Annotated in this window: 23 protein-coding genes; 11 read left to right on the top strand and 12 right to left on the bottom strand. The window is 68.5% G+C overall.

All coding sequences use genetic code 11. The annotated features are described in order from the left end of the window. The gene (locus tag H286_RS0110645; RefSeq protein ID WP_018186986.1) at positions 1–657 is read right to left on the bottom strand and encodes a phosphatase PAP2 family protein; all 657 of its coding nucleotides are present in this window, start codon (positions 655–657) and stop codon (positions 1–3) included. Between the two features lie 178 nt (positions 658–835). Here H286_RS0110645 and H286_RS0110640 point away from each other — a divergent pair, with 178 nt between their 5' ends. Continuing rightward, complete coding sequence (locus H286_RS0110640) at positions 836–1,546, top strand: DUF3105 domain-containing protein (protein ID WP_020098140.1); 711 nt, start codon at positions 836–838, stop codon at positions 1,544–1,546. Beyond that, positions 1,543–2,226: a DUF305 domain-containing protein gene (locus H286_RS0110635; protein WP_020098139.1), complete on the top strand. Its 684-nt coding sequence runs from the start codon at positions 1,543–1,545 to the stop codon at positions 2,224–2,226. The genes H286_RS0110640 and H286_RS0110635 overlap by 4 nt, the downstream gene beginning before the upstream one ends. Positions 2,227–2,293: 67 nt before the next feature. Here H286_RS0110635 and H286_RS0110630 read toward each other — a convergent pair whose 3' ends face one another. The 3 genes from H286_RS0110630 to H286_RS0110620 all read right to left on the bottom strand — a co-directional run bounded on the left by H286_RS0110630 (position 2,294) and on the right by H286_RS0110620 (position 6,038). Next, positions 2,294–3,265, bottom strand: coding sequence for a carbohydrate ABC transporter permease (locus H286_RS0110630; protein WP_018186983.1), 972 nt, complete (start codon positions 3,263–3,265; stop codon positions 2,294–2,296). After that, on the bottom strand, positions 3,265–4,602 hold the full coding sequence (locus H286_RS0110625) for a carbohydrate ABC transporter permease (protein WP_020098138.1): 1,338 nt from the start codon (positions 4,600–4,602) through the stop codon (positions 3,265–3,267). Before H286_RS0110625 ends, H286_RS0110630 begins: the two co-directional genes overlap by 1 nt. 110 nt (positions 4,603–4,712) lie before the next feature. Then, on the bottom strand, positions 4,713–6,038 hold the full coding sequence (locus tag H286_RS0110620; protein ID WP_026302873.1) for an ABC transporter substrate-binding protein: 1,326 nt from the start codon (positions 6,036–6,038) through the stop codon (positions 4,713–4,715). Positions 6,039–6,304: 266 nt separating this feature from the next. Between H286_RS0110620 and H286_RS0110615 the strand changes: the two genes are divergently transcribed. After that, positions 6,305–7,360 carry a LacI family DNA-binding transcriptional regulator gene (locus H286_RS0110615; RefSeq protein WP_018186980.1) on the top strand — a complete coding sequence of 352 codons (1,056 nt, stop codon included), beginning with the start codon at positions 6,305–6,307 and terminating at the stop codon, positions 7,358–7,360. A gap of 79 nt (positions 7,361–7,439) precedes the next feature. On the opposite strand, the gene rplL is transcribed toward H286_RS0110615, so the two are convergent. From rplL to H286_RS0110585, 6 genes are all read right to left on the bottom strand, one after another. After that, positions 7,440–7,820 (bottom strand): 50S ribosomal protein L7/L12, encoded by a 381-nt coding sequence (gene rplL / locus H286_RS0110610; protein WP_018186979.1) that lies wholly within the window; start codon positions 7,818–7,820, stop codon positions 7,440–7,442. Positions 7,821–7,870: 50 nt separating this feature from the next. Then, positions 7,871–8,359, bottom strand: coding sequence for a 50S ribosomal protein L10 (gene rplJ / locus H286_RS0110605; RefSeq protein ID WP_018186978.1), 489 nt, complete (start codon positions 8,357–8,359; stop codon positions 7,871–7,873). Between the two features lie 316 nt (positions 8,360–8,675). Further along, positions 8,676–9,710, bottom strand: a complete 1,035-nt coding sequence (locus tag H286_RS0110600) for a hypothetical protein (protein ID WP_231370939.1) — start codon at positions 9,708–9,710, stop codon at positions 8,676–8,678. A gap of 198 nt (positions 9,711–9,908) precedes the next feature. Further along, a complete protein-coding gene (locus tag H286_RS0110595; protein ID WP_020098136.1) occupies positions 9,909–10,913 on the bottom strand; it encodes a sugar phosphate isomerase/epimerase family protein in 1,005 nt (334 codons plus the stop codon). A gap of 36 nt (positions 10,914–10,949) precedes the next feature. Beyond that, positions 10,950–12,095, bottom strand: coding sequence for a Gfo/Idh/MocA family protein (locus H286_RS0110590; protein WP_020098135.1), 1,146 nt, complete (start codon positions 12,093–12,095; stop codon positions 10,950–10,952). Between the two features lie 81 nt (positions 12,096–12,176). Then, entirely contained in the window at positions 12,177–13,223 is a 1,047-nt protein-coding gene (locus tag H286_RS0110585; protein WP_018186974.1) for a substrate-binding domain-containing protein, read from the bottom strand. 320 nt (positions 13,224–13,543) lie between these two features. Between H286_RS0110585 and H286_RS0110580 the strand changes: the two genes are divergently transcribed. The 8 genes from H286_RS0110580 (at position 13,544) to H286_RS0110545 (ending at position 21,888) form a co-directional block, all read left to right on the top strand. Further along, the gene (locus H286_RS0110580) at positions 13,544–15,019 is read left to right on the top strand and encodes a sugar ABC transporter ATP-binding protein (protein ID WP_020098132.1); all 1,476 of its coding nucleotides are present in this window, start codon (positions 13,544–13,546) and stop codon (positions 15,017–15,019) included. Continuing rightward, entirely contained in the window at positions 15,016–16,083 is a 1,068-nt protein-coding gene (locus H286_RS0110575) for an ABC transporter permease (protein WP_020098131.1), read from the top strand. Before H286_RS0110580 ends, H286_RS0110575 begins: the two co-directional genes overlap by 4 nt. 116 nt (positions 16,084–16,199) lie before the next feature. Next, positions 16,200–17,378, top strand: coding sequence for an ROK family transcriptional regulator (locus tag H286_RS0110570; protein WP_020098130.1), 1,179 nt, complete (start codon positions 16,200–16,202; stop codon positions 17,376–17,378). 67 nt (positions 17,379–17,445) lie between these two features. Continuing rightward, on the top strand, positions 17,446–18,123 hold the full coding sequence (locus H286_RS0110565) for a YqaJ viral recombinase family protein (protein ID WP_020098129.1): 678 nt from the start codon (positions 17,446–17,448) through the stop codon (positions 18,121–18,123). Positions 18,124–18,266: 143 nt separating this feature from the next. Then, entirely contained in the window at positions 18,267–19,952 is a 1,686-nt protein-coding gene (locus H286_RS0110560) for an MDR family MFS transporter (RefSeq protein WP_020098128.1), read from the top strand. Between the two features lies 1 nt (position 19,953). Next, the gene (locus H286_RS0110555) at positions 19,954–20,439 is read left to right on the top strand and encodes a MarR family transcriptional regulator (RefSeq protein ID WP_020098127.1); all 486 of its coding nucleotides are present in this window, start codon (positions 19,954–19,956) and stop codon (positions 20,437–20,439) included. A gap of 139 nt (positions 20,440–20,578) precedes the next feature. Further along, a complete protein-coding gene (locus H286_RS0110550) occupies positions 20,579–21,610 on the top strand; it encodes an NADP-dependent oxidoreductase (RefSeq protein ID WP_020098126.1) in 1,032 nt (343 codons plus the stop codon). Beyond that, a complete protein-coding gene (locus H286_RS0110545) occupies positions 21,610–21,888 on the top strand; it encodes an acylphosphatase (RefSeq protein WP_018186966.1) in 279 nt (92 codons plus the stop codon). Before H286_RS0110550 ends, H286_RS0110545 begins: the two co-directional genes overlap by 1 nt. A 3-nt stretch (positions 21,889–21,891) precedes the next feature. On the opposite strand, the gene H286_RS0110540 is transcribed toward H286_RS0110545, so the two are convergent. Next, on the bottom strand, positions 21,892–22,677 hold the full coding sequence (locus H286_RS0110540) for an amino acid ABC transporter ATP-binding protein (protein WP_018186965.1): 786 nt from the start codon (positions 22,675–22,677) through the stop codon (positions 21,892–21,894). After that, positions 22,664–23,338, bottom strand: coding sequence for an amino acid ABC transporter permease (locus H286_RS0110535; RefSeq protein ID WP_176770681.1), 675 nt, complete (start codon positions 23,336–23,338; stop codon positions 22,664–22,666). Before H286_RS0110535 ends, H286_RS0110540 begins: the two co-directional genes overlap by 14 nt. Positions 23,339–23,350 lie beyond the last annotated feature (12 nt).

Here is a 23,350-nt window from a genome sequence, read left to right as displayed (position 1 = left end):
TCAGCCTAGCGAGAGGCGTCGCTCGCGCTCCCTGACGATGGGAATCGTCAGGGCGGCGGCGACGAGCATCGTCGTGGCGACTCCGAGCACGGTCCCGCCGAGTGTGTCCGTGAGCCAGTGCGCGTGCACCTGGGTCCGACTGAAAGCCATCAGCAACGCCCAGGCGAGGCCCACGACCGCGACCCACACGCGGGGGAAGAGGATGACGGCGACCGTCGCGATCACGGCGGCATTCGCCGTATGCCCCGACGGGAACGACCCATGATCCGAGATGACGAGCATCTCCTCGGGGCGCACCCGCCCGAACAGCCCCTTCAGCAGCTGCACGACGAGGGCGCCGACGATCGATGCCGCGAGGAAGAACACGGCACCCCATGGCCGGCGTGCCAGCGCGAGCAGAGCGGCGCCGACGAGGGGGACGACGTAGGTCCCGACGACTCCTGCTCCGAGGATGTTCATGAGGAAGGAGATCGGACGGATGCCGGGCAGGAACGTCGTCACGTACGTGTTCCACCACGCATCCAGGTCGATCAGCTCCGAATCGGTCGATTCGACCGCGATGCCGGTCGCGACGGCGACCACGAGGAGGATCGCGCCGATGACGGCCAGGCGCAGGCCGATGCCGATCTCGTGTTCATGCGTGGGCACTCTCGTCATGCGCTCATCCTGGCCGACATCCCGCCGACGAACCTGCCCCTTGCGCTCGCGGCCGTGGAATGTCGCAGGGTCACGGGAACCTATGAACGACGCCCATCCAGGGCCCCCGCAGATGCAGACGAATAAACTCGAACCGGCGCGCCCGCGCCCTCCCATCCCGACCGACGAGGCCACTCCCATGACCCCGAACGACCCTGCCGGAAAGCGGACGAGCGGCAACCCCGCGACGCAGGCCCAGCTGAACCTGACCGTCAAGCAGCAGCGCGAGCAGCAGAAGCAGCAGAAACTCGCCGAGTACCAGCGTCAGCTCGCCAAGCGCCGCCGCACCAAGGCCACCTGGTGGATCGTCGGGTCCACCGCCGCGGTCCTCGTGGTGGGTCTCGTCGTGGCCTCGTTCCTCCTGACGCCGCGCCCCGTGTCGATCGCCCGGGGAGACGGGGACGGCAGCGGCATCCGCGGCGTGCAGACCTTCGACCACACGGCCACCCATGTCGAGGGCGCCGTCGATTACGAGCAGACCCCGCCGGCCGGCGGCGACCACAACGCCGTCTGGCTCAACTGCGGCGTGTACACGCAGCCGGTGCCGAACGAGAACGCGGTCCACGCCCTCGAGCACGGCGCCATCTGGGTCACCTACGACCCGGCCCGGGTCGACGAGGCGGGCGTCGCGGCGCTCGATGCGCAGCTGCCCAAGGACTACACGGTCCTCTCCCCCTACGAGGGCATGGACACCCCGATCGCCGTCAGCGCGTGGAACGCGCAGCTGAAAGTCGACTCCCCCGACGACGAGCGCATCGGCGAGTTCGTCAAGGCCTACTGGCGCAACACCAACGGTCCCGAGCCCGGCGCGGCGTGCACGGGTGCCCTGGACGCCCCCGGCAAGCAGTGACGACCGAGACCGTCGGCGACGAGCCGGGCACCCCGCGCACCCTCCCGCCGTGGTGGGTGGTGCTGCTGGTCGGCCTCGCCGTCGCCGCGGTCGCGTTCTCGATCGGCCGCTTCTCGACCTTCGGCATCGCCGGTTCCACGCCCGCCGAAGGCTCCGCGGACGCCGGCTTCGCCCGTGACATGCAGGTGCACCACGCGCAGGCGGTCGACATGGCGATGACGATCTACGCGGAGACGGAGGACGAGGAGCTCCGGGCCCTCTCGTACGACATCGCGACGGGACAGTCGTCCCAGCGCGGCGAGATGCTCGACTGGCTCGTCCAGTGGGGGCTCCCGCAGTACGGCGACGCACCGATGGCGTGGATGTCGGCATCCGGTTCCGGTCACGCCCATGGAACGGCCTCGGACGCGCCGCAGACCGACGAGCAGGTCCGCGAGGCGATGGGCATGGCCTCGGACGACGAGCTGGCCGCCCTGCACAGCGCGACGGGCAAGACCGCGGACTGCATGTTCCTCTCGCTCATGATCCGCCACCACGAGGGCGCGATCCCGATGGCCGAGGCCGTTCTCGAGCTCGGCACCGACGCGCGCGTGAAGACGGTCGCCGAGAACATGAAGAAGGGTCAGACCTTCGAGATCGAGGCCATGACCTCGATGCAGCAGCGCCTCGGCTGCAGCTGACACGCACGAACGAGAAGAGGGGGATGCCGGTGGCCACCGGCATCCCCCTCTTCTGTCGTTTCGGCGATCAGCCCTTCGTCGCCCCGGCCAGGAGGCCGCGGACGAAGAAGCGCTGCAGCGCGAAGAACACGATCAGCGGGACGAGGATCGAGATGAACGTACCCGCCGACTGCAGGAACCACTTGTTGCCCCAGGTCCCCGACAGGGAGTTGAGGGCCTGCGTGATCGGCAGTGCACCCGGCGAGGCGAAGATCGTCGCGACGAGCAGGTCGTTCCAGACCCAGAGGAACTGGAAGATGCCGAACGACGCGATGGCGGGAGCGGCCAGCGGCAGGATGATCCGGAAGAACACCTGGCCGTGTCCGGCCCCGTCGACGCGCGCGGCTTCGATGATCTCGCCCGGGATCTCGGCGATGAAGTTGTGCAGCATGAACGTCGCCAGCGGCAGCGCGAAGATCGCGTGCGCGATCCACACGCGGGCGAAGCTGTAATCGACCTCGTTCAGACCGAAGCCGGGGAAGATCGGCACGTCATTGATGCTCAGGCCGTCCGAGAACAGGCTGAGCAGGGGCACGAGGGCCATCTGCAGCGGCACGATCTGGAGCGCGAAGACGAACACGAACAGCGCGCTGCGCCCCTTGAAGTCGATCCACGCGAACGCGTAGGCCGCGAGGGCCGCCATGACGATCGGGAACACCGTCGCGGGGATCGTGATCGCGAGCGAGTTCACGAAGGCCGAGGCGAGCGTCGTGGACGTCCCGCCCGAGTTCAGCGCCTGCATGTAGTTGTCGAGCGTGAACTTCGGATCGGTGAACGCCGTCCACCATCCGCTCGTCTGCGTGTCGCTTCCGGGGCGGAACGAGGTGACGAACAGACCGAAGGTCGGGATCGTCCAGAAGATCGCGATGATGGCCGCCGCGATCGTGGCGCCCTTCGACGTGAGCTTCTTGTGGGCGATCGCCTCGTTGCGGCGGGTGTCGCGCGCGACCTGGCGCGCGGTGCGGTTGTCGACCGGCGTGGTCGGGGCTGCCACGGTCATCAGCGGATTTCCTTCTGCTTGGCCATCGATCGGGCGTTGTAGACGATCAGCGGCAAGACGAACAGGAACAGCACGACGGCCAGCGCGGACGAGTGTCCGAAGCTCTGGAACCGCTGCTGCTGGTTGACCATCTCGAACCCGAGGACGGTCGTGTCGTCGCGACCACCGGTCATGACGGCGACGATGTCGTAGACCTTCAACGAAGCGATCGTCACGGTGGTGAGCACGACGATCAGCGACGAGCGGATGCCGGGCACCGTGACGTTGCGGAAGCGCTGCCACGCGTTGGTGCCGTCGAGCTCGGCGGCCTCCATCTGCTCGACCGGGACAGCCTTGATCGCGGCCGAGAGGATCACCATCGCGAAACCGGTCTGCGTCCAGATGAAGACGACCAGCAGCATGAGCGTGTTGATGACCGGCTTGATGGCGAGCCACTGCACCGGATCGCCGCCGAAAGCGGTGACGATCGCGTTGAGGAGGCCGATCTGGTCGCCCTGGCGGGCGTCGTACATGAACTTCCAGATGATGCCGGCGCCGACGAACGAGATCGCGACGGGCATGAACACGAGGACCTTCAGCAGCTTCTCGCCCCGGGCCCGGTCGATGAAGACCGCGTAGGCGAGACCGATGACGACCGAGATCGTCGGCGCCAGCAGCGCCCACAGGATCGTGTTGACGATCGAGGCCGTGCCGGTGGGGTTCGTGAAGACCCAGATGTAGTTCTCGAGGCCCACGAACTCATCGCCCGTCTTGTCGAAGAACGATTTGAAGATCGTCGCGATCGCCGGGTAGACGAGGCCGAGGATCAGCATGATGCTCGCCGGGGCCATGAAGAGGATGAGCTGGAACAGGTATCCCGCGCCCTGACGGGAGCGGAAGTCCGCGAAGAAGAGCAGCGCCCCGACGAGGAGCGCGATGGCCACCACGTAGACGACGGCGTTGGCGTACGGACGCAGCAGCAGGAAGGCGAGCACCGGGATCACGAGACAGGCGACCAGCCGCATGATGAAGTAGCCGCGCCCGGGGCGCGGCGCGAACTCGATGAGCACCAGGATGATCGCCACCACGAGGCCGAAGACCAGCAGGATGACGGGGATCTGGATGAGCGGGTTCAGCGCGCCGAGCCACAGGAAGAAGCTGTTAAGCGAGAAGCCGATCGTGATGCGCGCCGATTCCTCGGTCGAACCGGTGAAGGCGAGCAGGAAAGCGACCAGAGCGATGAGGATGAAGCCTGCGGCGACGACGATCTTCGTGATCGATCGACCCCTCGGGTCTTGAGCGTGGGTGGTGACGGCAGGTTCGGTGTCGACGGGACTGTCGACGGTCGTCTGCGACATGCGGGTTCCCTTCTGGGTACAGCGGCGTACCCGTGCGGTACGGACGGGAGAAGCGGGGCCGGGCTTTGGAAGCCCGACCCCGCTCGGCTCAGCCGATCGTCAGGCGACGATCAGTTCTCGTAACCGGCCTGGATGTCGGAGAGCACCGTGTCGGTGTCCTTGCCGTCGATCCAGTCGACCATGCCCTTCCAGAACGAGCCCTGACCCACCGTGGCGGGCATCAGGTCGGATGCGTCGAAGCGGAGGACCGTGGAGTCGTCCTGCAGCGTCGTCATCGCTTCCTTGAGGAACTCGCTCGAGGCGAGGCTGGGGTCGGCCTTCTTGTTGGCCGAGATGACGCCACCGAGCTCGACGCGAGCGTCAGCGAACTCGGGCGATGCCATGAATTCCAGGACCTTCTGTGTCGACTCGTCGTCCGAGAAGCCGGCGACGAACTCGCCGCCGCCCTCGATCTGGAGCTCACCCTCGGTGTAGCCGGGCATGATGAACGCGTAGACGTCACCGTCGGGCGCGACCTCGGGGGTCTTGCCGTCCGCGGTCTTCACGTCGAGGAAGTTCGCCGACAGGAACGAGGCCTGGTGGGTGAGGGCGCAGTCGCCGCTCGCCACGGCCGCCGCGACATCGCCGAACGCCGTCGAGTTGATGCTCTTCACGTCGCCGTAGCCGGCGTTGACGTAGTCGGGGTTGAGGAGGATCTCGCCGACCGCGTCGAACGCCTTCTTGATCTGCGGGTCGGTGAACTTCACGTCACCGGCGACCCACTGGTCGTAGACGTCGGCACCGGACTGGCGCAGGACGAGGTCCTCGACCCAGTCGGTGCCCGGCCATCCGGACGCCGCCTCGGACGAGAAGCCGGCACACCACGCGGGCTTGCCGGTGGTCTCGACGATCTTGTCGGAGAGGGCGATCATGTCGTCCCACGTCTTGGGGACCTCGACACCCCACTCCGCGAACTGCTTCGGCGAGTACCAGACGTACCCCTTCAGGTTCGCGAGCATCGGTGCCGCGTAGAAGGTGTCGTCGAAGGTGCCGTACTTCTTCCAGTCGGGCGACCAGTTCTCGTCGACGGCCTTCTCGACCGCTTCGGGAGCCTTGAGCACCTTCCCGGTGTCGACCAGGGTCTTCAACAGACCCGGCTGCGGGACGACCGCGATGTCGGGGGCGTCGCCACCGGTCACCTTGGTGACGATGTTGCCCTCGAACGACTTGTCGCCGACGTACTCGACGGTGATGCCGGTGTCCTTGGTGAACTGGTCGAAGGACTTGTTGAGGGCGTCTGCCTCGCCGCCCGTGATGCCGCCGGAGATGCGGACGGTCTTCTTCGCCTCGCCGCCGCCGTTTCCGCTGCCACCTTCCGCACACCCTGCCAGCATCAACGCTGCCGCGCCGAGAAGGGCGACGGGGGCAAGAAGACGGTATCGCTGTGACAATGCCATGTACTTCTCCTCTTTCGGGATCATCGTCCGCCCAGAGGAGCCTTGGCCGCATCCTTGGGGAACCGATTCCAGGACAACCTACTTGGCCGAACACTCTCCGCACAACTGCGAAATATCAAGGTTCTGCAACCATTGTGCTTTCGGTTATGATCCGCATGGGATCGCTCCCATGAACTGAGGATGGAACCGGTTCCCTTCGCGGCCGCCACCGACTACGCTGAGTCCTCGACCACGGGGACAGGTCATGACGGGGTCGAGGAGGACCGATGAGCACCATCGCCGACGTTGCACGCGAAGCCGGCGTCTCCAAGGCGACGGCCAGTCGCGCCCTGACCGGCAGCGCACAGGTGTCCCCGGCCACACGACAGCGGGTCCACGAGGCCGCACAGCGCCTCGGTTACGTCCCCTCGACCAGCGCCGTCAGCCTCGCCACGGGGCGAACCCGCAACATCGGCGTCGTGCTCCCCCACGTGAACCGGTGGTTCTTCGCCGAGGTCCTCGAGGGCATCCAGGCATCCCTGTTGGAACGCGGGCTCGACCTGACCCTCTACGACGCGACGCCCGGCAGCGCCGGCCGTCGGCGCGTCTTCGACGACTTCCTCTCCCGCAAGAGGTTCGACGGCCTCATCGCCGTCGGCCTCGAACCCGCCGCGAGCGAGACCGAGGCGCTGCTGGCCCTCGACCGACCCGTCGTCAGCGTGATCGGCACCGAGCAGACCACGAGCCTCGTCACGCTCGACGATCGGCTCGCCGCCGCCCTCGCGACATCCCATCTCATCTCGCTGGGACACCGGCGCATCGCCTTCCTGGGCGGCACGTCCTCGAGCCACTGGCCTCACGTCGAGTCCGCCCGCTTCGACGGATATGCGCGGGAGATGCACGACTCCGATCTCGGCGCGCAGGTCACCCGCACACCGGCGGAACTGTCGATGCCGGCCGGCTACGAAGCAGCCGTCGACCTCCTCAGCGATCCGTCGGAGCGCCCGACAGCCATCGTGGGGGCCTGCGACGAAGTGGCGATCGGGGCCATCATCGCGGCGCGACGTCTCGGCATCCTCGTCCCGTCCGAGCTCAGCGTCATCGGCATCGACGACCACGTCAACGCCGAGATGTTCGCCCTCACCACCCTTCGCCAGGTGCCCCGCGAACAGGGGGCGACGGCGGTGGAACTGCTCATGCGCCACATCGAGGACGCGACGCTCGACCCGGTCACCGTGATGATCCGGCCGCGCCTCGTCGTCCGCAACTCGACGGCGCCGCGCTCGGGCGCGACCGCCGCTGCGGTCCGCGACTCAGGGCTCTCCCGCATCGCCGAGCCCTGACGGTTCACCACCGGGTCGGTTAACGCCGGAAGGCTCCGGATGCCGCGGCATCCGGAGCCTTCCAGTGAAGGGATTCGCCTTACTTGACGGAAACCGTCGCGCCGGCGGCCTCGAGGGCCTCCTTGGCCTTGTCGGCAGCTTCCTTGTTCGCGCCCTCGAGCACGGCCTTGGGAGCACCGTCGACGACGGCCTTGGCCTCGCCGAGGCCGAGCGAGGTGAGCTCGCGGACGACCTTGATGACCTGGATCTTCTTGTCGCCGGCAGCCTCGAGGATGACGTCGAAGGAGTCCTTCTCCTCAACCTCTTCAGCAGCAGCGCCACCGCCGGCACCGGCAACGGCGACGGGGGCAGCAGCGGTGACGTCGAACTTCTCCTCGAACGCCTTCACGAACTCGCTGAGCTCGACGAGGGTGAGGCCGGCGAACTGCTCGAGCAGCTCCTCGGTGGAAAGCTTCGCCATGATGTATCTCCTAGATAGATGGGGTTTGTGTAAAAGAGCTCGCTCGTCGCTTACGCGGCGTCAGCGGTCTCCAGCTTTTCGCGAAGCGCGTCGATGGTGGCGGCAGCCTTGCCCATCGTCGCCTTCATCATGCCCGCAGCCTTCGCCAGCAGAACCTCACGGCTCTCGAGCGAGGCGTACTTGTTGACCTCGTCGGCAGTGAGGGCGTTGCCCTCGAAGATGCCGCCCTTGATCACCAGAAGCGGGTTGGCCTTGGCGAAGTCACGCAGAGCCTTGGCAGTGGCGACGAAGTCACCGTGCACGAAAGCGACGGCCGAGGGGCCCTTGAGGTCCTCGTCCAGAGCCGTGATCCCCGCGCTGTTCGCGGCGATCTTGGTCAGCGTGTTCTTCACCACGGCGTACTGCGCGTCCTGACGGATGTTGTTGCGCAGCTCCTTGAGCTGGGCAACCGTCAGACCGCGGTACTCGGTCAGCAAGACGGCGTTCGAGTTCTCGAAGTTCTTCGTGAGCTCGGCGACCGATGCATCCTTCTGCGCCATGGTCACTCCTTGATGTGTACGAGACGTCCCGCGGCAGCGGGACATCGACCTCGACGGTCGGGCTGCATGAGAAAAGCTCCGGCGCAAGCGCACGGAGCTTTGAGCCCGGTTTCCCGGAAGTCTGTCGTACACCTGCGTGGGCCCCTGCGATGCAGAGCTTCGATCGCATGCGCGGACGCACGACGATGACCGACGGTCTTTGGCTTGTCCCCCAGTGTACGTGCCGCCGCCCGGCGCGCCAAATCCCGGCATCCGCGCCCGTGTGTGCGCCGCGCGCCCGGGACGCGAGAGCGCCGCTTCGTGCCGAGTGCGCCTGCTATTGCCCGGCAAGAAGCGGCCTTCTCGGCAAGAAGAGACGCTCTCGCGAGGTGGGGAGGGTGATGCGGAAGGCCCGCAGGCGGTCAGCGAGCGCATCGGGGGTGACGACGTCGCGGCTGGCGCAACGCAACACCCGTCGGCCCGTGACGCCACGCACCCAGTCCTCGCGTTCCTTCTCCGCCAGAAGGATGCCGCTGAGCGGGCGCCCGGCGGTGAGCGCGGGGTCCGTGTACTTGCCGTCGCCGTCGCACTCGAGGAACGCGTCCGCCTCGACGAGTTCAAGGTCCATCCAGTATGTGCCGGTGCCGGCGGGCACCTTCACCTGGAGGCCGGGCTGCATGAAGCCCAGCCGCCGCACCTGCAACTTCGTCACCGACTCGAGCGGCAGCTCCGATCTGCCGTCGAGCACCTCGACAACGTCGCGCGCCGCCCGCACTCCCCGCTTTCCGGAGCTGCGCCGCAGCCGCTCCCGCAGCCGCTCCCGCAACCGCTCTCGAAAAGCATCTCCGCCCGCCACGTCATAGCGCCGCGGCGGGCCGGCCACACGTTGCATCGCCGCGTCGGCCGCCGCCACGGCCACTTCGAGGCTCGCGCCGCGCAGTAGATCGCTGACCGTCCGCTCGAGACTCGTGCACGGGAGTCCGTCCACCGTGACGATGTCCACATCGTCGACCGCGTCACGATGTCGTCCGACCGTGGGTCCGCTGTGCCGACCCACCCCGGCGTCGACCGCGTGCACGCGCTGGACGAACAGCCGGTAGAGAGGCAATCCGTGGAGGACCGCGGCCGAGGTGAACGAGAACACCGGCGGTGCCCCGGCATCCGATGACACCGCGGCGATGTGGAGGCGGTGCTGCGATTCGGGCCACAGGTCCCGCCAGGTCCCGCCGTCGCAGTACCACCCCCTGCGCACCCGCACGAGGTCGCCGCCCCGGAGCGCGTCGTCGATGTCCCGTCTGCTCCACCCATCGAGGACGAGGTCGTCTCGACGCCGCAGCGCCGACGCGGCGGCAGCCAGGTCCAGTTCTCGCATAGCCCGAGCGTGCCGCCCGGTCCGCCCGGACGACACGCGCACGTCGCCCTTCCGGACAGCCCCGGTCGCCTCGCCCGTGTGGAGGAGGCACGAAAGCGCGTCCCCGTACCGAAAGCGAGGGCGGATGCCGCGCCACAGCCGACGCGCTCGACAGGACCGCGCCCTCTCGGGCCCCGGCGCTGCGCCCGCTCGCGCCGCTCAGCGCGTGCTGAACGCGGCGTCGAAGGCGGCGGCGGACGGCTCGTAGGTCGACAGCCGCCGAACGAAGGCGAGAGCCTCGGGGGCGCCGACCAGGCGGTCCATGCCCGCGTCCTCCCACTCGACGGAGAGCGGACCGGTATAGCCGATCGCGTTCAGCATGCGGAAGGCGTCCTCCCACGGCACATCGCCGTGACCGGTGGAGATGAAATCCCACCCACGCCGCGGATCGGCCCAGGCGAGGTGGGACGACAGCCGACCGTTCCGGCCGTTGCCGAGTCGCTTCTTCGTGTCCTTGCAGTGGACGTGGATGATGCGGTCGCGGAAGTCCCACAGGAACGACACGGGGTCGAGGTCCTGCCACACCATGTGGCTCGGGTCCCAGTTGAGTCCGAACGCCTCGCGGTGCCCGATGGCCTCGAGCGCGCGGTGAGTCGTCCAGTAGTCGTAGGCGATCTCGGACGGGTGCACCTCGTGGGCGAACCTCACGCCGACCTCGTCGAAGACGTCGAGGATCGGGTTCCAACGCGCGGCGAAGTCCTCGTAGCCCGCATCCACCATGTCCTGGGATGCCGGCGGGAACATCGCGACGTACTTCCAGATCGACGACCCCGTGAACCCGGTCACGATCTTCACGCCGAGCTTCGCCGCCATCCGGGCGGTGTCCTTCATCCCCTCGGCCGCACGCTGCCGCACCCCCTCGGCCTCGCCATCACCCCACACCCGGTCGGAGAGGATGTCGCGGTGCCGCTGGTCGATCGGATCGTCGCAGACCGCCTGCCCGCCCAAGTGGTTCGCGATCGCATGCGCCTGCAGGCCGTTGCGTTCGAGGATGTCCCGACGACTCCGGACGTACTCCGCGTCGTCCCAGCGGGAGACGTCGAGGTGGTCACCCCAGCAGGCGATCTCGAGTCCGTCGTACCCCCATTCCCCGGCGAGGCGCGCGACCTCCTCGAACGGCAGGTCGGCCCACTGGCCGGTGAACAGGGTGATCGGTCGCGCCATTGCAGATCCTTTCGTGGATGCGGGTCGCCCCGCGGGTCAGTCGTTCGTCGGCACCCAGCGACTGCCCGCCGCCGAACTGCGTTCCACCGCGTCGAGGACGCGCTGCACATGGAGACCATCCGCGAACGACGGTCGAGGCGCGACCCCCTCGGCGATCGCCGTGGTGAAGTCCCGCACCTGGTGCGAGAACCCGTGTTCGTATCCGAGGATGTGTCCCGTTGGCCACCACGGCTCGAGGTAGGGATGATCGTGTTCGGTGACGAGGATGCGGCGGAAGCCGAGCTCGGTCTCGGCGGCGGTCGCGTCGTAGAACTCGAGCTCGTTCAGCCGCTCGAGGTCGAAGGCCAGTGCGCCGCGGGTGCCGGACACCTCGACCCGGAGGGCGTTCTTGCGCCCGGTCCGATACCGGGTCGCCTCGAAAGAGGCGAGGGCCCCGGAGCTGAGCCGGCCGGTGAACAGCGCGACGTCGTCGACGGTCACCCGTCCGCGCTCGGCGCTCGCGGTCCCCGACAGCCCGATGCCCTCACCCAGGAGCGGCCGTTCGTGGACGAGCGTCTCCACGATGCCGGACACGCCGTCGACCGTCTGTCCCGTGATGAACTCGGCCAGGTCTACGGCGTGAGCGCCGATGTCGCCGAGCGAGCCCGAGCCGGCCTTCTGCTTGTCGAGTCGCCAGGTCATCGGCGCCTCGGCATCCATCAGCCAGTCCTGCAGATACTCGGCGCGCACCTGGCGGATGTCGCCCAGTCGACCCGCGGCGACCAGGTCGCGGGCGAACGTCGCCGCCGGCACCCGCCGGTAGGTGAAGCCCACCATCGAACGGATGCCGCGCGCCTCGGCGCGAGCCGCGGCCTGCGTCATCGCCTCGGCCTCGGCGACGGAGTTTGCCAGCGGCTTCTCGCAGAGCACGTGCTTGCCCGCCTCGAGCGCGGCGATCGCGATCTCGGCGTGGGTGTCACCAGGGGTGACGATGTCGACCACGTCGACATCGTCCCGGGCGATCGTCGCGCGCCAGTCGGCGGAGGACTCCGCCCAGCCCCATTTGGCCGCCGCCGCCGCCGTCGACCCGGCGTCGCGGCCGGTCACGACGTGCAGGACCGGGTCGAGCGGCAGGTCGAAGAACCTCGGCGCGACCCGCCAGCCCTGTGAATGGGCGGCACCCATGAAGCCGTGGCCGATCATCGCGACCCGGAGCCTTGTCGTCATGACGGTGTCCTCTCGAAGAAGGTGGGGGCGCCCACGCACCGGGCGCCCCCGTGGTGATCACTCGAAGGCGAGGTCGATGTACTGGTCGACGTTCTCCTTCGTGACGACCGGCGCATCGAGGACGATCCGGTTCGGGATGCCGGGGGTCACGATGTCCCCGAGGGTCTTGCTCTGCGCGATGAGACGGGCCAACGCCACGCCGTCCGCAGCCTGCGTGGACGGGTAGATGACGGTCGCCTTCAGGACGCTGTCGTCCGCTTCGATGGCCTCCATGGCAGCCTTGCTGCCCGCGCCGCCCATCATGAAGAACTCGTCGCGGCCCGCGGAGGCGATGGCGGCGAGGACGCCGATTCCCTGGTCGTCGTCGTGATTCCAGATGGCGTCGATCTTCGGGTTGGCCGAGAGCAGCTGCGATGCCGCGGACTCGCCACCGGCGACCGTGAAGTCGGCGGCGACCCGGGCGGAGACGTCGAGTCCGCAGTCCTTCAGCGCGTCGGCGAACCCCTGCGACCGGTCCTGCGTGAGGGGTAGCGAATCGATGCCGGCGATCTCGGCCACGACGGCGTCGGTCTTCCCGTCGAGCTGTTCGCAGATGTAGGTGCCCGCAGAGACTCCCATGCCGTAGTTGTCGCCGAGGACGGTGGCCCGGGCCGCGAAGGGGCTCGAGAACTCGCGGTCGACGTTGATGACGGGGATGCCCGCGTTCATGGCGGCGATCGCGGCCTCGGTCAGGGCCGCACCGTCGGTGGGCAGGAGGACGATGGCGTCCACCTTGTCGTTGACGAACGTCTCCACGGCGGCGATCTGCGCGATGGGGTCGTTGGTTCCTTCCGCCGTCTTCAGCTCGACGTCGTCGAAGCTTGCGGCGGCGTCTGCGGCGCCGGAGTTGATGGCTCCGAGCCAACCGTGGTCGGCTGCGGGACCGGAGAACCCGATCGTGACGGTGTCCCCGCTCTCCGCGTTCTCCTCCGACGTGGTGCCCTGCCTCTCGGCACCGTTCTCGTCGGCTCCGGTCCCCGTACAGCCGACCAGCAGGCCGACCGAAGCGGCGGCGGCGACGCCGGTCAGGATGAGGCGCGTGCGCGCCGTCATGCGTGAGCGCATGTCTTCCTCCTTGAATGTGATGCAGCTCTGGTGTGAAGCGACCAGCGCACCTCTCGGCCTCGAGAACGCACACGAGGAGGGTCAGCGCTGACGGGATGAACATAACAGAACGGATGTCGTGTCCGTCAACTTTTGTTTTTCTATCGTCAGAAGTACCGGCGCCAGAATCCTGAACGTAAATGGCGGAATCTCGGGCGAGATGCTTCGGAGAGACTGCTGACACCTCGGCGCTGTGCCCCTCGCCAAAGGCTTGACGCGCATGTTATGTTCGCGACGTGATCAAAGATGACCATGAACCGTCATTACTCGAGGTGCGAGGAGTGACAAAGTCCTTCGCCGGTGTCCGCGCCCTGCGCGGAGTGGACCTCGACGTCCGCCCCGCCGAAGTGCACTGCATCCTCGGACAGAACGGTGCCGGCAAGTCCACCCTGATCAAGACCCTCGCCGGCGTGCACAGACCCGACGCGGGAGAGATCCGGTGGGACGGCGCGATCGTCGACATCCCCGACCCGGATGCCGGTCTCGCCCTCGGCATCGCGACGATGTACCAGGAGCTCGACGTCGTCGACGGGCTGACGGTGGCCGAGAACATCTTCCTCGGCCACGAACTCTCCCGGGGCGGATTCACCCGACGGGGCGAGGCGGCGCGGCGGACCCGCGAGCTGCTGCGACGACTCGGTCACGGTTCCCTCTCGCCCCACGCCGAGGTCGGGCAGCTGAGCGCGGCCAACAAGCAGATCGTCGCGATGGCGCGAGCACTCTCCCACGAGGTCAAGCTGATCATCATGGACGAGCCTTCCGCCGTCCTCGACAGCCACGAGGTGCAGAACCTGTTCGGTGTCGTGCGCGAGCTGACGGCGGCGGGGATCGCCGTCGTCTACATCACCCACCGCCTCGAGGAGATCCGCCAGATCGGCGACCGCATCACGGTCCTCAAGGACGGCCGGACGACGGCGACGGGACTCCCCGTCGCCGACACGCCGACGCCCGATCTGATCCGCCTGATGACCGGGCGCGACGTCGCGAACGTCTTCCCGCCGTCCTCCCCGCCCGCCGCCGACGCCCCGGTGGTCCTCGACGTCCGAGACCTGTCGCTGCGCGACGTGTTCGAGGACGTGTCCTTCCAGGTGCGCGCCGGCGAGGTCGTCGGTCTCGCCGGCCTCGTCGGATCGGGACGGTCCGAGATCCTCGAGACCGTCTACGGCGCCCGACGCGCGACCTCCGGCACCGTCACCGTCGCGGACCGGCCCCTGCGCCGGGGCTCGGTCGTCGACGCCGTCGCGGCGGGGGTGGGGCTCTCCCCCGAGGAGCGCAAGAGCCAAGGCCTCGTCCTGGACGAACCCATCGCGATGAACGTGACCCTGCCGTCGATGTCGAGGTTCTCGCGCGGTGGCTTTCTGGACTTCCGCGGCGAGCGCGCCGCGGCTCGCGAACAGATCGAGGCGCTCGAGCTCCGACCCGCCGACCCCGACCGGCCCGCACGCACGCTGTCGGGCGGCAACCAGCAGAAGATCCTGCTCGCCCGTTGGCTCGTGCACGGAACGCGGGTCCTCCTCCTCGACGAGCCGACCCGCGGCGTCGACGTCGGCGCGCGCGCCGAGATCTACGCCCTCATCCGCCGACTGGCAGCCGAGGGCAACGCGGTCGTCGTGGTCTCCAGCGAGATCGAGGAGGTGATCGGCCTCGCCGACACCGTGCTCGTCGTCGCGGAGGGCCGCATCCTCTCCACCCTTCCGTCCTCCGAGATCGACGAGCACGGCGTGCTCGACCTCGTCATGAAAGGAACCGCCGCGTGAGCGAGCAGACCACCGCCGGGGCGGACACCCCGCTGACCTCGACCGACGCACCTCCGACCACGTCGACCGTCACGGTCGACGACGCACCCCTCTGGCGCCGCATCCTCTCGGGGTCGGTCGGACGCAACATGGGCCTGGTCCTCGCTCTCCTCGTCCTCGTGATCGTGGGCGCGGCATCCGCCCCCGACACCTTCCTCGGCCTGTCGAACATCATGGTGATCCTGCGCCAGGCGTCTATCGTGGGCGTGATCAGCATCGGCATGACGCTCGTCATCATCGCCGGCGGAATCGATCTCTCGGTCGGGTCCGTCCTGGGCCTCGCGTCGGTCGTCGGAGCGCTGGCTGCCGTCCAGGACCTCGCCGACCAGACCCACTGGATCGTGATGGTCATCGTCGCCCTCGCGGTCGGCGTCTTCGCGGGGTTCCTGAACGGGATCGTGATCGCCTACGGCAACGTCGTCGCCTTCATGGCCACTCTGGCCATGCTCGTCGGGGCGCGCGGGTTCGCCGAGATCCTCGCCAACCGCAGGACGCTGCAGGTCGGCGGACAGCGCGAGTTCATCACGTTCATGAACCTCGACATCCTCGGAGTCGACATGCTCATCTGGATCTTCCTGGTCGTGTCGGTCCTCGGCTGGGTGCTGCTGAACCGGACCACCTTCGGTCGCCGCACCGTCGCCATCGGAGGCAACCGCGAAGCGGCACGCCTGGCCGGCATCAACGTCAAGCGCCACGTCATGTACCTCTACGCGATCTCGGGCCTGTGCGCCGGAATCGCCGGCGTCATGATCCTCGGGCGCACGACCGCGGGAGCGTCGGTCAACGGGCAACTCCTCGAGCTCGATGCGATCGCGGCGGTCGTGGTGGGCGGAACGCTCCTCATCGGCGGCCGGGGCACCGTGACGGGGACCGTCTTCGGCGTCCTGATCTTCGCCACCCTGACCAACGTCTTCGTTCAGAACAACATGTCGTCGTCGGTGCAGGCCGTGGCGAAGGGCGTCATCATCGTCATCGCCGTGCTCCTGCAGCAGCGGTTCGCGCGACCTGCCGGCCGGACCTCCTGACGCCACACGCGCCGCAGGCCGACGAGGTCACATGCACGTCAGACATAGCGCGGCGGTGGAGAATCGACGGATGTCGAGGCGTGCGCCCGATCGCAGGACCCGGAAGAGATGATCCGATGACCGACTCCCCCGCCCTGGCTCCCGGAGCCAGCGAGCTTTTCCAGCTGCTCCGCGACGGGGCACCCCGCACCCGTGCCGAACTCGCCAAGTCGACGGGTCTCGCACGGTCCACGATCGCGGCGCGCGTCGAGGAGCTCATGCGGATGGGGCTGGTGACGGCGGTGGCGGACAAGGTCTCTACGGGCGGTCGCCCTCCGTCCCAGTTCGCCCTCAACCCGGCCGCCAAGGTCGTCATCGCCGCGGATCTGGGGGCCTCCCACGCGACGGTCGCTGTCAGCGACCTGGCCGGAGTGGTCCTCGCGCAGTCGTCGGAGCCCATCGACATCGCCGACGGCCCGGACTCGGTGCTCGCGTGGTTGCTCGACGTCGCGCGACGGCTCCTCGCGCAGGTCGGTCGCGACGATGCCTCGGTGGCGGCGATCGGCATCGGCGTGCCCGGACCCGTGGAGCACTCGAGCGGCCGGCCGTCCAACCCTCCGATCATGCCCGGCTGGGACCGGTTCGACATCCCCGGCCGCCTCCAGGAACACCTCCCGGTACCCGTCCTCGTCGACAACGACGTCAACACGATGGCCCTCGGCGAACGCGCCGCGGCATGGCCCTCAGTCGAGGATCTGCTCTTCGTCAAGATCGCGACGGGGATCGGCGCAGGACTCATCTCAGATGGGCAGCTCAGGCGGGGCGCCCAGGGCGCAGCCGGCGACATCGGCCACGTTCATGTGGCTCGCGGCGGCGATGTGCCGTGCACCTGCGGCAACCGGGGCTGCCTCGAGGCACTCGCCTCGGGACCGGCGATCGCGCGCGGGCTGCGCGCGATCGGCGTCGACGCGCGCACCTCGAACGACGTCGTCGAACTCGTCAAGCGGGGAAACGTGGAAGCCATCCAGGCCGTCCGGCAGGCGGGTCGTGACATCGGCGAGGTCCTCACCACCTGCGTCAGCCTGGTCAACCCCTCGGTGATCGCCGTCGGCGGGTCGATGGCCCGCGTCGGAGAGCACCTGATCGCCGGCATCCGCGAGGTCGTGTACTCCCGATCCGCCCCGCTGGCGACGGCGCATCTGTCGATCGTCCAGTCCGCGACGGGCGCCGACGCCGGCGTTCTGGGCGCGGGGATGCTGGCGATCGAGCACGCGCTCTCGCACGACGTCCTCGCCTCGACGTCACTGAGGGCGTGAGCATCCTCGCCGTCGGCATCCGGCGGGTCGGGGCGAGCGTGCGGGAGGGGCGACTTAGGATCGACGGGTGACTCCCGAACTCGCTGCCCGGATCGTCGCGGACTCCCGCGACCGGGTCGCGTGGATGCGGGCTCGCTCCCGCGGGATCACCGCCACGGACGTCGCGTCGCTCACGAGCGAGCGCGCCATCGCCCGGGCGGCCGAGGCCAAGCTCAACGGGTCGGGATTCAGCGGCAACGCCTACACCGACCACGGCCGACGCCGCGAGCCCGAGATCGCCGCGTGGGTGGCGGCGACCCACGGCATCCTGCCCTCGTCCGCCCTGTTCCACGCCGAGGTCGAGAAGCGTCACCTCGCGACTCCTGACGGGATCATGGTGGATGCCGGGGGCCGCGTCGTTCTCGCGGAGATCAAGACGACCAACAAGACCTGGAAGTCGATCCCCCGCACCTACATGCGTCAGGTGTGGTGGCAGCAGCACGTCCTCGGCGCCGAGCGGACGCTCGTCGTATGGGAGGAGCACCAGGACTTCGTGCCGCTCCGAGACGAGCCGCGCTGCGCATGGATCGACCGGGATGAGGCCGAGATCGGCGCGCTCGTGCACCTGGCGACGTCGCTCATCGATGAGCTCTACCGCCGCACCACCGGCAACACCCCGCCGCGACGCGAGCAGCCTGCACCGGTCAGTCGTCGTGAGCAGTTGCGCGAGCGCGACATCTTCCGCGCGCTCGCCCTCGCGGACTGACCGCCGCATCACGTCCGGGCTGCGGCCCGTGTTCCCGGCGCGCCCGCGCGCCAGGCGTCTGCAGATAGTTGACACGGATCAAGCATCGGCATATAGTTGACTTCTCTCAATCTTTGATGTGAGTCAACCATCTGGAGCTGTACATGACCACCACCACTCCGACCCGGCGTCGGGTGCTCGTCCCGCTGTCGGGCCTTCTTCTCGGCATGTTCGTCTCGATGATCGCCTCGACCGTCGTATCGACCTCCCTTCCGGTGATCATCCACGACCTGAACGGCGACCAGGGCGCCTACACCTGGGTCGTCACCGCCACCCTCCTCACCACCGCGATCTCGACCCCGATCTGGGGCAAGCTCGCCGACCTCATGGGCCGCAAGACGCTCTACCAGATCGCCCTCGTGATCTTCGTGCTGGCGACCGCCGCCGCCGGATTCGCGCAGGACCCCGGCACGCTCATCGCCTTCCGCGCCGCGCAGGGCGTCGGCGCCGGTGGCCTCGCCGCCCTCAGCCAGGTGCTGATGGCCGACATCATCAGCCCGCGCGAGCGCGGACGCTACATGGGCCTGTTCGGAGCCGTCATGGCCGTCGCCACGGTCGGCGGTCCGCTCCTGGGCGGTGTCATCACCGACGGTTTCGGCTGGCGCTGGAACTTCTTCGTCTCGCTCCCCGTCGCCGTCGCCGCTCTCCTCTTGGTGCAGCGCACGATCCCCGCCTCCGCCCCGTCGACGCGCCGACCGAAGATCGACTACATCGGCATCGTCCTCCTCTCGACCGCCGTATCGCTCCTGCTCATCTGGGTCACCAACGCGGGCCGCAGCTACGACTGGTGGAGCACGGAGACGCTCCTCATGGTCGGCGGCGCCGTCCTGGCCGCGATCCTGTTCGTCATCGTCGAGCTCCGCAGCTCGGAGCCCCTCGTCCCGCTGACCCTGTTCCGCGACCGCACGTTCACCCTCGCTGTGGTCGCCTCGATCGCCACCGGCATCGCGATGTTCGGCGCATCGGTCTTCCTCGGCCAGTACATGCAGATGGCCCGCGGCGCGACCCCGACCGAGGCGGGCCTCATGACGATCCCGATGATCGCAGGGCTGCTGCTCTCCTCCATCGGCGTCGGAGCCCTCATCACCCGCTACGGACACTGGAAGCCGTACCTCGTGGTGGGCAGCATCCTGCTGACCGCGGGCGCCGCCCTCCTGTCGACCATCCACTACGACACGGACTTCTTCCTCGTGTCGGTGTACATGTTCCTTCTCGGTGCCGGTGTCGGCATGACGATGCAGAACCTCGTCCTGGCCGTCCAGAACAGCGCGAAGCCGAGCGAGATCGGCGTCGCGAGCTCGGGAGTCACCTTCTTCCGCAGCCTTGGCGGCACGATCGGCGTCTCGCTCATGGGCGCCGCGCTCGCCTCGCGGGTCGCCGACCTGTTCGCGGGCTCTCACGAGCGTGTCGTCGCGGCGCTTACCGCGATCGGCCCGGCCGGCGCGACGTGGGGAAAGCAGCTCAGCTCGGGAACGCTCCCCCGTGTCTCGGAGATGCCTGACCAGCTCCGCGTCATCGTCGAGGACATCTACGCCCAGGGGATCTCGTCCGCGTTCCTCATCGCGGTGCCCTTCGGCATCCTGAGCATCATCGCGGTGATCTTCCTGCCGAATCGGTCGCTGAGCACGATGACCACCTCGGAGCGTCGCAACGCGTCGGAGGCGGACCTCGCGACCGTCTCGGTCCCCGCCGGGATGGACGGCATCACCGCCACCGGCACCGTGCCCGTCACCGGTTCCGACGTCGACACCGACGCCCGCTCCGAGGCCGAGGCGCCGACCCGCCGATAATATGGCCGAGATGACCACGCAGTCCGATCGAGAGGCGCGCACCCTGGCGGTGCGCGCCCTCGAGGGTGAGTTCAGTGATCTGATCGCCCTGTTCCGCCGCCGGATCACCGAGAACGCGAACCGGGTGAGCCCCGGCATGCTGCCGGGTGCGTACAAGGTCTTCACGACGATCGCGCGGCACGAGCCTGTAACGCAGTCCGCTCTTGCCGAGATGCTCGCGGTCGACAAGGGCCAGCTGAGTCGCACCGTCCGGGAGCTGGCCGATCTGGACCTCATCGAGCGCACCCCTGACCCGACCGACGGTCGCTCCAGCCTCCTGTCCGCCACGGCGCACGGTCACGAGCGCCTCGCGGATGCACGCGGCCCGCAGGAGGGGGCACTGCTCGAGGCCCTCAGCGACTGGCGCGTCGAGGACATCGAGAACCTCGCGCACCTCCTGCACGCCCTGGTCGCCGGGTCACGACCCGACGGCAGATCCCTCTCTTAGGCCGCGCCGAGGGCCTCAGGCCGGGCTTCTTGCCCCGGTGATGCCGACGTAACACCGCCGAGACAATGGCGAGGTTGACTGGTCATCCACCGAGCACCTATAGCGCCCGCCGTCGAGCGCTGGTGAGAAGGAGCCGCCGATGCGATTCCGGCCACTGCGACCCGCAGCCCCCACCGCGAGCGACCTCGTCGAGGTGACCGCTCCCCCCGCTGCCATGCGCGCCGTCGTGTACGACGGGCCGGGCGATGCCGGGGTCCTGCGCGAAGCCGACATCCCGGTCCCCGAGCCGGCTCTCAGCGAACTGCTCGTGCGCGTCGTCGCCGCCGGCACGAATCCCATCGACGCGAAGACGCGTTCCGGCCGGGGCGTCTCGGGGCAGATCCCCGAGTATCCCTCGACCCTCGGGTTCGACTTCAGCGGCATCGTCGTGAAGAGCCCCTTCGAAGCTCACCCCCTGCAACCGGGTGATCAGGTCTTCGGCATGGTCCCCTTCCCGCGGTCGGGCGGCACTTACGCCGAGTACGTGGTCGTGCCGACGCTCTCCGTCGCACGCAAGCCCGCGTCACTGTCGCACGTCGAGGCCGCGGGGGTCCCCCTGGCCGCGTTGACGGCCTGGGGGCTGGTCGTCGAGACCGCTCACGCGCATGAGGGCCAGCGGGTGCTCGTCCACGCAGGTTCCGGCGGAGTCGGCCACTTCGCCGTGCAGCTGGCCGCTTACTTCGGAGCCCATGTCACCGCGACGGGATCAGACGGCAACCTCGGGTGGCTGCGTGAACTGGGGGCGTCGGTCGCGATCGATTACGCGACGACGCGGTTCGAGGACGTGGTCGGCGACGTGGACGTCGTGATCGACCTCGTCGGCAACGTCCACGACGACACGGGCGCCCGCTCTCTCGGCGTCCTGCGGCCCGGGGGCCTGTACATCATGGTCCCGACGGGCGGATGGGACGGCTACGCGGATGCCGCCGCCTCGGCCGGCGTGCGCGCGACGACGTACAAGGTCGTGCCCGACGGGTCGGTGCTGGCGACCCTCGGTCGGCTGCTCGACTCGGGCGCCATCCAGGTCTACATCGACAAGGTCTTCGACCTCGCCCACGCCGCGGACGCGCACCGCGAGGTCGAGCGGGGTCACGTCCGCGGCAAGGTCGTCCTCAGCGTGACGGAGGCGTGATGCGGCGCATCCGTCTGGTCGTCCGCGGCATCGTCCAGGGCGTCGGGTTCCGCTACTCCCTGCAGCACATCGCTCGCGGCGCGGGCGCGACGGGATGGGTCAGGAACCTCGCAGGCGGCTCCGTCGAAGCCGAGGTGCAGGGGGATGCCGCCGCCGTCGAGTCCGTGGTGGAGTGGGCGGCGACCGGCCCGCGCGGAGCGGTCGTGGACCACGTCGCGATGACCGAGCTGACGCCGGTCACGGACGAGGACGGGTTCGAGATCCGGCGCGACGCCTGAGGCTCAGTCCTCGAGCGGACGCAGGATGCGGTCGAGGAATCGCCGCGTGCGCTCGTTCGTCGGCGCGGTGAAGATGTCGCGCGGATGCCCGCGCTCGACGATGACGCCGTCGTCGAAGAACACGACCTCGTCCGCCACCTGCCGCGCGAAGGCCAGCTCGTGCGTGACGATGACCATCGTCCACCCCTCCTCGGCGAGCTCCTTCAAGACGAGGAGCACCTCGCCGACCAGCTCGGGGTCGAGCGCGCTCGTCGGCTCGTCGAACAGGAGCACGTCGGGCGCGAGGGCGAGCGCCCGGACGATGCCGACACGCTGCTGCTGACCGCCGGAGAGCTCGTGCGGGTACGCATCGCGCTTCTCGGCGAGTCCCACGCGACCCAGCAACCGTTCGGCCTCTGCGGTCGCGGCATCCTTCGACGCACCGTGGGCGTGCACGGGACCTTCGATCACGTTCTCGAGCACGGTGAGGTGCGGGAACAGGTTGTTCTGCTGGAACACCATGGCGGACCGGTCGCGGAGGGCGGCGCGGTCGAGCTTGGCCGCGCGGCCCTTGAGAGGCTGTGCGAAGTCGTGACGCTGACCATCGGAGAAGGCGACGACACCGGCGTCGGGGGTCTCGAGGCCGTTGAGGCAGCGGAGGACCGTCGTCTTGCCCGAACCGCTGGGGCCGATCAGGCAGACGACCTGCCCGGGCGCGACGGAGAAGTCGACGCCGTCGAGGACGACGTTGTCGCCGAACGACTTGCGGAGCCCGGTGACGGCGAGAAGGGGTGCGTCAGTGTGCGACACGGCGGTCGAGCCTCCGTTCGATGCGGTCCTGGCCGAAGGACAGGACGAGGCAGAAGAGCCAGTAGATGAACGCCGCCTCGATGTAGATGACGAGGAACTCCGAGGTGAAGGCGGCGATGCGCTGCGCCGAGAGGAAGAGCTCCGCGACGGTGATCTGGGCCACCAGCGACGTGTCCTTCACGAGAGAGATGAAGGTGTTCGACAGCGGCGGCACCGAGACGCGGGCCGCCTGCGGGAGGATGATGCGCCGGAGCACCGTCGCCCGCGAGAGCCCGACGGTGAAGCCCGCCTCCCACTGCCCCTTCGGCACCGACAGGATCGCCGCCCGCACGACCTCAGCGGCGTATCCGCCCACGTTCAGCGAGAGGGCGATGACTGCAGCGAGGTACTCATTGATCAGGACACCGATCTGCGGCAGACCGTAGAAGATCACGAAGATCTGCACGAGCAGCGGCGTACCGCGGATGGCGGAGATGTAGACACGCGCCACGCCGGAGAGAAGCCGGTTGCCCGAAATCCGCATCAAGGCGGCCGTGATCGCAAGCACCAGTCCGAGCGCGAAGGAGATCAGCGCCAGCGGGATCGTCGCGGTGATCCCGGCGCTGAACATCGGCCAGAACGAGGTCAGGATCAACTGCCATGTATCGGCGTCCACCGGCATCCTTTCGCAGAA

The sequence above is a fragment of the Microbacterium sp. 11MF genome (genome assembly GCF_000383475.1).
Taxonomy (GTDB): Bacteria; Actinomycetota; Actinomycetes; order Actinomycetales; family Microbacteriaceae; genus Microbacterium; species Microbacterium aquilitoris.
Note: the sequence above shows the minus strand (reverse complement) of the source record. Positions and strands in the feature narration are given on the sequence as shown.